Origin of the sequence: Dyadobacter sp. UC 10, assembly GCF_008369915.1 — a bacterium.
Classification (GTDB): Bacteria; Bacteroidota; Bacteroidia; order Cytophagales; family Spirosomataceae; genus Dyadobacter.
Map to the genome: position 1 here is coordinate 6,221,760 of NZ_VSRN01000001.1, position 12,202 is coordinate 6,233,961.

A 12,202-nucleotide genomic window follows, 5' to 3' on the forward strand; every position below is an offset into this window, starting at 1 on the left:
GAACTTCATCAGTTAAAAAAACGAATGGGTGGGCCAAATAAAGCATGCACCTGAACTAGAAAACGATATTTCCCCGGTGAATCAGCGACTTAACCGGTGATACTCTCGACACTGCCTCTGCCGAGCAACTTGCCTCGATTAATACCATATCTGCCGGATCTCCTGCTTTCGGCCAGCTCCGGCTCCCCTTATCGTCCAGCGGCAGTACATTGTGAGTAGCCAGTTTCAATATTCTTGAAAGGTCAAATTCTGTTCTGTAACCATACAATTGCGCGGCCAGATTTGCTTTCTGAAGAATGCTTCCGCTCCCGAAAGTGCTCCACCAGTCTACGATACAATCATTTCCAGTCACCACATCTACGCCGTGTTTATATAAAACCGGGATCGGCATAATCGTTCCTCCAAAAGGAATCGTGGAAGCAATACCGATTTTGGCATTGGCCAGCTGCTGCGCAACCTCCTCCGTTTTGCCTTTGTCGAGATTAGCCAGTGCGAAGCTGTGACTGACAAACGTCCTGCCTTTCAGAACGGGACTTTCATTCACCTTATCAATCAAATACTGAATCGTTTTCATACCCGATTCCCCGCCTTCATGGAGGTGAATATCAATCCCTTTGTTGTTGTCGAGTGCCAGTTGTATGATAAAATCCATGTGTTTTTCAATACCGCCGTCAATGCTGGTAGGGTCAAGTCCCCCTATAAAATCAATATCCATTTGGGCGGCATCCTTCATCAGGCCCTCGGACTTGGTGTAATAGATACCGTGCTGCGGAAAGGCAACAAGTTCTGCCTGGAAGGAATCTTTTTTATTTTCCAGCGCCTTTTGCAGGTTTTTCAAAGAATTCAATCCGGATGTAGGCTCGATATTGACGTGAGACCTGGCATAATTGGTGCCGTACGATTGCAGAAGTTCGATCAGTTTTTCAGTTCTGGGAACGGAAGTCTTCAGCAGTTCGGGAATGATTTGCTGCTCATAAGCGATCATATCTTTTACCGTCCTGTTCTTTGCAGACTTGGCTTTCCAGGGAAGCCCGTAAAAAGTTTTGTCCAAATGAATATGCATATCACGGAACGGCGGCAGCATCAGGAGTCCTTTTGCATCAATGGCGTCCGCAGCAGGTTTATTTGCCAGAATACCTTTGATTTTCCCTTCATGCACCTCAATACAAAAAAGATCCGTCCTCGTGCCGGTCACTTCACCTTCCGGATCATATTCAAATCCGGTTTCCAGCCTTACATTTTTCAGTGTATAAGATCTCTTGTTCTGAGCAGGTAAGGTCCGTTCACGCGATACATTTTCCGGCACGTTCAAAATGCCGCTGCCGCCAGCCAGCAGCACGGATGCAGATTTGATAAAATGGTTTCGGGAAATATGTTGTGGCTCCATAATTATTTATCGGATAATATTAAATTTCAGGTAAACTGGCAGTCTCCTGTACAATTGAACAGTGTTTAGAATTAACTTCGGAAATCAAAGCACTTTTACCAATAAATTACACAACGCCATGTAGCCATTTAGCTACGTGCGTATTTTAGTAAATTTTCATAAAAGCTGCTTTGTGTTAGCATCCACCGATCAAATATCCGTTCTATTTCCCTGGAAACCATATTGAAAAACGCTTGATAACGCCCGCTAACCCATTTTCTCTCACTTTCTCTGACATAACCGCCACAGGCACAGTTCACAGCACTTACCAATGAAGAAAGACTTCTTTTCGCTCGCACAAGCAAAAATTCTTCAGATAACCCTATTGTCCCTGTCCCTGTTATGGAGTTTTTCGGGATGTCAGAACTCGCCTGGGAACGAACAGGAAAAAGAGCTGGAAGTGTGGATCGACAGCCTGGACCGAAATTCAAGGAAGATCGGGATCAAAAAATCAATCATGCTCCTTGATTCTTTAATGGGCACAAAGGAAGAGAAAAGCTTCAATGAACGCGTGCAGTATTATAAGTTCATGAAAGTGCTGAGCCACCGCGACTCTACTTTGCAACAAGATGCACTGAATTATACAGATAGTCTTCTGCTGCTGTTTTCCTCGGTCCGTGTGCGGGAATTGTACCCAACCGATTATTCCAAAGCGTTGCTATTGAAAGGAGACGATCTTTTTAAACAAAAAGAGTATTACAAGGCATACAGGAACTATTACCATGGTAAATCATTTTTGACCGCCCTGGGTGAAATATGCGAATGTGCGAGGTACAGCAGCAGGATTGCAAACATTTCCTATAAAGAAGAAAATTACCATCGTGCTATCGCTTACTGGGAACAAGAGCTGAAAGAACTTGCGGAATGTCCTAAGGCAGACAATTTTCAGCTGGAGTTTATCGAAGTACAGGGCAGCATCCGGAATATTGGAATGGCCTACGTGCAATTGAACAAGCCGGACATTGCATCGACTTATTTCCAGCAGGCTATGGATTTCATTGACAAAAATGAGTCAAAATTTCCGCGCGAGAAGAATTTCATAAAGTTTGCCCGGCTTGTCATTCTCCAGAATCAGGCAGAAGCATATGCATTGAAAGGGGAAGTAAAGATCGCGGAAAGGCTTTTGAAAAAATGTCTTCAGCACGACCCGGAAATAGACTGGTCGGTAGAAGTAGAGCAGCAATCACGCCTGATACTGACCAGGATTTACATAGATACCAAACAATATGACAAGGCAGAAGAACAACTGAATATCCTGAAAACCCTGCCCGCCGCTTCAAACAATACGGCCACGGCTAGTATGTACCAAAAGCTGGAAGCTTACATTTTATTCGGTCAGGAAAAGTTCAGAGAAGCGGGCGGATTGCTGATCACCAGCCTCAAAGCAGATGAGGTTAGTAAAATGAAAAAAAACGGAGAGAATAAAAGTGACGTCGGCGCACTGCTTCAACAAGTTCAGCGGGCCCACGAAACGGAGCTTACCGTCGCAAAGGATGCACAGAAAGAACTGATATTGCGGTTTTCGATATTGATCTCAATCACACTGTGCGTCATTATTTACCTGATCTGGCGCAGTGCCAAAAAAAGTGCGGCGAATTTGCGCGCCGTCACGGAATTGAACAAAGCAATTACCCAAAGCAATATCGTTTTGCAGGATACCGTGAATGCACTGGAACAGGCGGAGGCCGAGAACGAGAACGTTTTGAAAATCGTCGCGCACGACCTGCGAAGCCCGATTGCAGCAATGATATCGGCATCACATATGGTATTCTGGGACCAGATCCCGACCAGCGAACAGCTTGAAATAGTCACCGCTATGCAGCATTCCGGCGAAATGGCGAATAACCTCATCGGCCAGATACTGCAGTCGAGCTCCGATCGTGAAAAAATCTCGAAAAGTGACGCCGCCCTGCAAGAGATCGTACAATCGTGCGTGGATATGCTGAGTCATAAGGCAGGTGAGAAACAGCAAAAGCTTGAATTTCAATATGAGGAAGTGACGGCACCTGTTGACAGGGAAAAAATATGGCGGGTGTTCTGCAACCTGCTCAGCAATGCCATCAAATTTTCGCCCCGCGAAAGCACGATACTTATTCATTTACAGAAACAGGGCGATATGGTCCTGCTGACGGTGAGAGATCACGGCATAGGGATCCCGGACGAGCTGAAAAGTCAGATTTTCCTGCCGTCCAACGAAGCCAGACGGTCCGGCACCGCAGGCGAGCAATCTTTCGGGATAGGCCTTTCTATTTGCAGGCAAATTGTTGAAGGACACGAAGGAAAGATCTGGTTCGAATCGGAAAGCGGCCTCGGCACCGCTTTTTTCGTTGAACTGCCGGCAACTGCAACCATTTGAAAAATCTGCATCATTGAAATGCACATTTCAATCCGGATAACATGTCAGACAGTTTTTGGGAAGCCACCTACCGGCGAAACATCGGAAAAATGATAGGCATTTGCTGTCGGTATACCCAGGACCGGCAAACCGCCGAAGACCTGGCACACGACGCATTTGTAATCGCCATCGACAAGGTTTCGAGCTTTGAGAACAGGGGACCGTTCGAAGCCTGGCTCAGACAGATCGTCGTGAATGTGGCTTTGCAATATTTACGAGCCCAAAAACAACAGGAAAAGCTCGGACAAAATGCCTATCCGGCGATTTACGATCACCATCACGAAGAGAGCCCGGATAACGATCTGAATGCATTTTCGGAGCAGGAATTATTATCAGTAATCGGCCAGCTACCTGAGCACCACAGACTTGTATTTAATTTATATGTCATCGATAATTTTACGCACGCCCAGATTGCAGCGCAGCTTGGCATCAGCGAAGGCACTTCCAAATCGCATTTAGCGAGAGCAAGAAAAAAAATCCGGGTGCTTCTTCATCTGCTTTTAACGAATAATAAGGAGCGAAAGAGAGCATTCCTTTTTATTATTTTCCCGCACCGGATCTGGCATATAGACCAGCTATTTACCGACATTTTAGGGCAGTTTTCCATTCCACCGCGGGCTGAACATTTATTTCATCAAGTCGACCTGAATGGCGCAGCTATCCCAAAATACCAACCTCTTTTTATTCAGAAAAGCACCTATTTAAAGACCGGGGCTCTGGGAATAGCAACCGCTGGTCTATTAGCCGGTATTTCAATATTTTCATTAAATACCAATAACCAAGAGCATGCTGCACCAATCCTATTTGAAAAAGACTCATCCGCAATCAATCTGACCCAGGTTAATGTAAAACAGAAGGCAAATCAAAAAGCGTTATTTCCCGATACCTCGGCTGCCACCATTCCTGAAAATCCCATCATATCTGAAAAACCTAAAAATTTAGAAGAAATGAAAAATCTGAGCACTTTGGGAGGACTTATGCTGGCAGGCCTGACGCTTGACTCTGCCAGATTAATACCGGAATTACCGGTCCGGTTTAAGGCCCAGGACATTACGGAGACGCGGAATGTCAAGCCGGCTGAACAGGAAATTGTAAAGTCTGCGGCCAATCGAAAAGGCAGGCCCCTGTCCGGCACATTCTATGCGTCGGAAATACACTGGTCGGAGAAAAATAATGAATTGTTTTTATTGGGAAAAAATGTAAAAGTTGATTTCAACACACAGAAATTTACCGGTAGCGGGAGGTTTTCCTTTATCAGTCAGTTTGGCTATCTGGTTATCGACGGCAAACCGGTAGAACTGAACGAAACAGTGAAACTTGCAGAAAACAAATATCATTTTCGGGAGTTGCGTGAAGCCGACGGAATCCGGAAATATGGTGACAAAGGAAAAGGCGGAGTTGTGGAAATCGCGCTGGCTGATTAAGCGGTTGATTTACTTTTTTCTGCCTGAAATTTCCGTTTTATAAAAAATGGCGTCCCAAATTCGTGGAGACGCCATTTTTGCATACATTAAAAAATTGACATTCAAGCCAGGTCGAACCTGTCCAGATTCATTACTTTATTCCATGCCGTTACGAAGTCGGTGACAAATTTCTCCTTTGAATCCGAGCTTGCGTACACTTCTGCGATCGCCCGTAGTTCTGCATGAGAGCCAAACACAAGGTCTGCACGGGTTGCAGTCCACTTCGGCTGGCCGGTCGCACGGTCGGTCCCCAGGTAGATCTCCCGGTCCTCTCCCATTGCGTTCCAGGCGGTGTTCATATCCAGCAGGTGAACGAAGAAATCGTTGGTAAGCTGGCCCGGACGTGAAGTAAACACGCCGTTTTTAGAGCCGTCGAAGTTGGCATTCAAAGCCCGCAAACCTCCAACCAAAACGGTCAGTTCCGGCGCAGTCAGTGTAAGTAGCTGAGCCTTATCGATAAGCATTTCTTCGGTGGAAGCTGCGAATCTGCCTTTGTAATTGCGGAAACCGTCGGCAGCAGGTTCCAGATAACCCATTGATTCAACGTCGGTTTGCTCCTGCGATGCATCCATCCGGCCAGGCGTGAAAGGAACGGCAACAAATTGTCCCGCCTCCTGAGCCGCCTTTTCCACACCTGCACAACCTGCCAGTACGATCAGGTCAGCCAGGGAAACTTTCTTTCCGGTCGGCTGCGTGCTATTGAATTCACCCTGAATGCTTTCCAGCGTCCGCAATACCTTTTGCAGCTGTGAAGGATTGTTTACTTTCCAGTCTTTCTGGGGAGCCAGGCGAATACGTGCACCATTGGCGCCTCCACGCTTGTCGGAGCCGCGGAAGGTAGAAGCCGAAGCCCATGCCGTCGTCACCAGTTCTGACACGCTCAATCCGGAAGCCAGGATATTGGATTTCAGTGCAGCAATGTCGTTTTCGTCTATCAATGCATGGTCCACCCCAGGAATAGGATCTTGCCAGATCAGCACTTCCTCCGGTACTTCCGGGCCCAGATAACGTTCTCTCGGCCCCATATCCCGGTGGGTCAGCTTGAACCAGGCCCGTGCAAATGCATCTGCAAATGCGTCGGGGTTTTCCAGAAAGCGACGGGATATTTTCTCATAGGCAGGATCAAATTTCAGGGCCAGATCGGTGGTAAGCATGGTCGGCGCATGTTTTTTGGAACTGTCATACGCGTCGGGAATGATGTTTCCTGCATTTTTCGCAACCCACTGGTGCGCACCGGCTGGACTTTTAGTTAGCTCCCATTCAAATGCAAACAGGTTCTCGAAGAAATTGTTGCTCCATTGTGTAGGTGTTGTAGTCCAGATCACTTCCAATCCGCTCGTAATGGTATCGGCCCCCTTACCTGATCCGTAACTATTACTCCAGCCCAGTCCCTGCAGTTCCACATCCGCGGCTTCGGGTTCTTTGCCTACGTGGTCGGAAGGGGCTGCGCCGTGGGTTTTACCAAAGCTATGTCCGCCTGCAATGAGTGCGACGGTCTCCTCGTCATCCATAGCCATGCGGCCGAACGTATCGCGGATATCCCTTGCGGCAGCGATCGGATCCGGGTTTCCGTCCGGGCCTTCGGGATTTACATAAATCAAGCCCATATGTGCAGCTGCAAGTGGTTTTTCCAGGTTGCGTGTATGGATTCCTTCACCCGGATCTTCATCGGAAGATACGACGCCGTTTCCTTCAACTCCGGCTACGCCTTTTGGATAGCGTTTGTCATTACCGAGCCAGGTTGTTTCTGCACCCCAGTATACGTCCTCGTCAGGCTCCCAGACGTCGGCGCGGCCGCCTGCGAAACCGAATGTTTTAAAGCCCATCGATTCCAGCGCAACGTTTCCTGTGAGGATCAGCAAATCGGCCCAGGAGATTTTATTGCTATATTTTTGTTTGATCGGCCAAAGCAAGCGGCGCGCCTTGTCAAGGCTGACATTGTCGGGCCAGCTGTTGAGCGGGGCAAAACGCTGCTGGCCTGAGCCTGCGCCTCCACGGCCATCGAATACGCGGTAGGTACCAGCGCTATGCCAGGCCATACGAATGAAAAGCGGACCATAATGTCCGAAATCGGCAGGCCACCAGTCCTGCGAATCCGTCATAAGCACATGTAGATCGGCTTTTACGGCTGCCAAATCCAGACTTTTGAATGCTTCCGCATAGTCAAAATCCTCTCCCATCGGATTGGTTTTAGACGAATGCTGGCGCAGAATATTGAGTTTCAACTGATTGGGCCACCAGTCACGGTTCCTGGTGCCGCTGCCCCCTACATTACTTTGCATTGTTCCATTGTGGAACGGGCATTTACTGATGTCGCCTGATTCGTTTTCCATTGTTATGAGTTCATGATTTAACTAATAATAAACTGTATTTCTTACTGAGCAGGTCGGCAAGATATAAGATTGAAAATTATAATCACAATCGATTAATTCTATGGAAGGATAGGTTTGGTCTATTACTTATCTAGCCACGAATGGCCGGAAAAAATCACATTCAGCTAACAATGAGGTAATAGCAGGAACGGATATTTACCGCTATGAAACCTCTGCCTACCATCGGAATTCTATGCTGCACCTGGATTTTCTGGCTGCTGATTTCACAATACCTGCTTTGCGCACGCTACCAGTTCCCTGATCCTGAGCCTTTCGAAGGACCGGTTGTTTACAATCCATACGATTCTGTCAGCCAGCAGGATTGGGTCAAATGCAACTTTCACGCACATGCCCGCGCCTGGAACGGGGTAACCAATGGAAAAGGCAGCGCCAGCGACATCCACTCGGCTTACGACTCGCTGAAATATGGGGTGCATTGCGTATCAAATTACCATCATATCGATACAACCAACGAAGAAGAACGAACTTATCTGCCTGTTTATGAACACGGTTATAATACTACCAAAACCCATCAGCTGGTGTTAGGCAGCTCAAATGTGCAGTGGCTGGACTACCTTCTGCCGCAAACCGTCCACAATAAACAGCATGTGCTTGACAAACTTTACGAATGGAAAACAGTAACTGTACTGAACCATCCCGCTATCAGAAACGGATACACAAAAAACGACCTGGCCCAGCTGGGCAACTACGATTGCATGGAAGTGCTGAGCCCGGCAGCGACTTCTACACAGGAATGGGATGCGGCACTTTCGGCTGGCAGAAAAGTGTTTGTGGTAGGAAATGATGATACGCACGATGTAATTTCCGGGAACAGGCTGGGCAAAATGTGCACGTTCGTAAACAACCCGGCCAAGACTGGATCCGGTGTGCTGGAAGCCTTGCGGGCGGGCCGCAGCTATGGAGTTGCGATGGGCGAAACCCAGCCTATCGACTCTGTGCCTTACCTGCTTTATGTGAAAGTTGAAAAGGATTCTGTGTTCATTAAAGTCAGCGATACAGCCCAAAAAGTGAGTATTTACGGACAAAATGGCAGGACAATAAAAACAGCCCGTGAAACAGACCGTATTGCATTCCTGTTTCGCCGGGACGACCATTATGCGAGGGCCGAATTTCACTTTTCCAATGGTACCGGCATTTATCTTAACCCTGTCTTCTTTACGCCGCGATCGGGTTACCGTGCAGTGAGGCCATATGTCAACCCTGGCGAGACCCTGCTGTTCCGGTTTTCGGGTATTTTGGCTATTTGCTTTTGGCTGGGCATCGTGTGGAGACTTTCCGGCGGGAACGGGCTGCAAGGATTCGGAACCGGACGCCTGGCAATCAAGTGACAGCCGCCTCCACCCGATTGCCAGATACACGGAACGGTTCAATCCGGTACCCGATGTACATTGCTTTTGTTATTCTCGGTTTCAGTGCGCTACGACTTGCCGTCGCCTCGCTCACGAGCCTGGGGAATGATGAAGTCTATTACTTCACTTACGCTGTTCAGCCCGACTGGAACCATTTCGACCATCCGCCGCTGGTCGGCATTTTTATCAGGCTCTTTACCTTCAATCTCCGCTGGACGGATGAGATTGCGCTGAGAATGCCCGCCATAGTCGGCGCGGCAGTCAATACCATGTTGATAGCCCGCTGTGGGCGCATGCTGGCGGATAAAGCTGCCGGCCTGCTCGCTGCCATTTTTTACAATGCCTGCATTTACACCAGTATCATATCAGGGACTTTTATTCTCCCTGACTCAGTACAGCTCACTTTTTGGCTGCTCGCCACACAGGCCGCATTGAATGCGATCAATACCCAATCGACGAAAAATCTGAACTTAAACCTGCTGTTATTCGGGATTTGTACGGGCCTGGCCGTGATGTGCAAAGTGCATGGTATGTTTTTGTGGGCCGGGCTTTTCGGTTTTATTGTTTTAAGGAAACGGAGCTGGCTGAAAAATCCAGTACTCTTCCTCGCTTGCGGGCTTACTGTCCTGATTTCCTCTCCTATTCTATTCTGGAATTTAAGTAACGACTTTATTTCCTGGCAATTCCACAGCGAGCGCGTTGAAATGAACCAGGGCATTCAACTGAAATCATTTCTCGCAAATGTGATCGGGCAGGTTTTATATTTCAATCCCGTCCTGATTTTTATCGCAGTCATGAGCGTTACCGGCATCATCAAACAGTGGCGCAATATCCGGAGTGACAACATTCTGCTGCTACTCGGGATCGGCTGCCCGATTATTCTGGCAACTGCAATGGTATCGCTTTTCCGGCCAACGCTGCCGCACTGGAGCGGCCCCGGGTATCTGGCAATTATGTTGCTTTCGGCAATTTATATAAGCCATTCTGTCTCTGAACAACCGCGTTATATCAACCTCACGAAAGCATCAGTCGCCCTAATATTAGTTGTCTTCGTGGCCGGCACGCTGGTAATCCTGTATTTTCCGGGTGCATTGTCGGATAAAAGTGCCCCGCATACCGGTAAAAACGACGCTACCCTGGATATGTATCACTGGGAGGATCTTCAAGCCGGTTTTGAGATTTTGCGGGATCGCGATATTGCTGATCGTAATATGTCGGCAGCGGCGCCGGTGGTGGTGTATAAATGGTTTCCCGGCGCACATATTTACTATTACGCTGCATACCCGATGAAAATGCGGGTTCGTGCGGTGGGTAAGGTGCATGACCTTCATAAGTTTCAGTGGATGAACGGAATGTCAGCAAATTGCCCCGCCGGAAGTGACGCATACTATATTACCCCTTCCAACGATTTTACCGATCCCCAAACCATTTTCCAGGATCATTTCCGCCGCATTGAAAAGTCAGGCACGGTCACGCAGCGGCGCAGCGGAAAGATCGCCCGGCGCTGGTACGTTTACAGACTAAAAAATGCGTCCCGGCCATTTTAGCTTCAAAATACGCGGGTGAGTTTGCCTTTTCCGCACCCTATGTTAATTAGTTGTTATGATTTTCAGAAGAAATACAACTTAACATTCGGGTAAAATTCGCATAAGTAGTTTTGCCGAAAGTCAAAATACCCGTTACCGTCATGAAAAGAAGGGATTTTTTTACCAATAGCGCCGCAGGTCTGCTCCTCGGCCCGATGTCATTCTCTGGAAAATCTGTCAGCCCGCAGTCGCTACTCAAGACAAAGGACGCTGCGAAAAATATCATATTCATGGTCAGCGACGGCATGAGTACCGGCACGCTTAACATGGCCGACCTGCTCCTGAAACGTAAAGAAGGACGTGAAAGCGCCTGGATGAAGTTATATAGTGAAAAAACCGGGCGACGTGCATTTATGGAAACTTCATCTTCCAGTGCGATCGTCACCGATTCGGCGGCAGGCAGCTCGGCATGGGGCGGCGGCAGGAAAGTCCCGAACGGTAACCTGAATGTAAATGCCGACGGTAGTTTTAATAAGCCTATCCTGCAAAAATTCAAAGAAGCCGGGAAATCGGTAGGTTGCGTAACCTCCGTTACCATTACCCACGCCACTCCCGCAGGTTTTTGTATCAATAATAAATCAAGAGGGGACGAATCGGAGATCGCGGATCAATATCTTGACCAGAAATTTGACGTGATGATGGGCGGAGGCGCAGAATTTTTTACGCCTGAGAAAAGAAAAGACAAAAAAGACCTGTTCGCAGCATACGAAAAGGCGGGTTATCATGTGGCCCGCAGCCTTGCCGGCTTAAAGGCACTGCATGATCTGCAGAAGCCGGTAATGGGTGTGTTTTGTGAAGGCGCACTTCCCTATTCTCTCGATACTTTGGAAGATAGCGATCTTCAAAAAAATGTTCCGTCCCTTGCGGAAATGACCAGGAAAACGCTTGCACTCTTATCGAAAAACCCAAAAGGGTTTGCGGTTCAGATCGAAGGCGGAAAGGTAGACTGGGCTGCACATTCAAACGATTCGGGCGGGCTACTGTATGATCAGATCGCCTTTGACGCCGCGATTGCCGAAGCATTGGAATTTGCAGCCAGGGATAAAGAAACGCTGGTTATCATCACAACGGATCACGGCAATGCCAATCCCGGGCTTTTTGGCGGAGACAAAAAATTTGATCTGCTGCAAAAATTCAGGCATACCAACAATTGGATATTTGGAGGATTGCAGGAAATGCTTTCACCTTCGCAGCTGATTGAGCGCATTGAATTTGCCCAGGGATATGCAATCAGGAAAGAAGAAGCCGAAAAGCTGCTCGGCCTTTTTGGTACTAAAAATGAAAGCGGACTTTACGTGGCCAATAAACCCCTTTCCAAAGAACTTGGGGCGATCCAGACACGCTATACCGGCATTGGCTGGGCAGGAATGGACCATTCTTCGGACTACGTCGAGCTAGCCATGTTCGGGCCCGGCAGTGAAAATCTTAACCCTTTCGTACAAAATACGGAACTGCACAATTTCATGCTCGATGTGACCGGAATTGCCCGCGTCTGACGCTGAAAAATCCCGGATCGGTCTGGAAAGCCGCCTGTATTCCCCGATGCTTCGCGCCCGAAGGGAATGGACTGATTATTTGCGTAAGCCAATA

Annotated in this window: 7 protein-coding genes; 5 read left to right on the forward strand and 2 right to left on the reverse strand. The window is 48.0% G+C overall.

All coding sequences use genetic code 11. The features are described 5' to 3' along the window. Window positions 1–55 precede the first annotated feature (55 nt). Window positions 56–1,387 carry an amidohydrolase gene (locus FXO21_RS25755; RefSeq protein ID WP_149642780.1) on the reverse strand — a complete coding sequence of 444 codons (1,332 nt, stop codon included), beginning with the start codon at window positions 1,385–1,387 and terminating at the stop codon, window positions 56–58. Between the two features lie 310 nt (window positions 1,388–1,697). On the opposite strand from FXO21_RS25755, the gene FXO21_RS25760 reads away from it, so the two are divergent. Then, complete coding sequence (locus tag FXO21_RS25760) at window positions 1,698–3,782, forward strand: tetratricopeptide repeat-containing sensor histidine kinase (protein ID WP_149642781.1); 2,085 nt, start codon at window positions 1,698–1,700, stop codon at window positions 3,780–3,782. Window positions 3,783–3,823: 41 nt separating this feature from the next. Continuing rightward, entirely contained in the window at window positions 3,824–5,245 is a 1,422-nt protein-coding gene (locus tag FXO21_RS25765; RefSeq protein ID WP_149642782.1) for an RNA polymerase sigma factor, read from the forward strand. 101 nt (window positions 5,246–5,346) lie between these two features. On the opposite strand, the gene katG is transcribed toward FXO21_RS25765, so the two are convergent. Then, the gene (katG, locus tag FXO21_RS25770; protein WP_149642783.1) at window positions 5,347–7,617 is read right to left on the reverse strand and encodes a catalase/peroxidase HPI; all 2,271 of its coding nucleotides are present in this window, start codon (window positions 7,615–7,617) and stop codon (window positions 5,347–5,349) included. Between the two features lie 203 nt (window positions 7,618–7,820). On the opposite strand from katG, the gene FXO21_RS25775 reads away from it, so the two are divergent. From FXO21_RS25775 to FXO21_RS25785, 3 genes are all read left to right on the forward strand, one after another. Then, on the forward strand, window positions 7,821–9,005 hold the full coding sequence (locus FXO21_RS25775) for a CehA/McbA family metallohydrolase domain-containing protein (protein WP_149642784.1): 1,185 nt from the start codon (window positions 7,821–7,823) through the stop codon (window positions 9,003–9,005). A gap of 53 nt (window positions 9,006–9,058) precedes the next feature. Continuing rightward, on the forward strand, window positions 9,059–10,573 hold the full coding sequence (locus FXO21_RS25780) for an ArnT family glycosyltransferase (RefSeq protein ID WP_149642785.1): 1,515 nt from the start codon (window positions 9,059–9,061) through the stop codon (window positions 10,571–10,573). A gap of 140 nt (window positions 10,574–10,713) precedes the next feature. Then, window positions 10,714–12,108 (forward strand): alkaline phosphatase, encoded by a 1,395-nt coding sequence (locus FXO21_RS25785; protein ID WP_149642786.1) that lies wholly within the window; start codon window positions 10,714–10,716, stop codon window positions 12,106–12,108. Window positions 12,109–12,202: the final 94 nt, after the last annotated feature.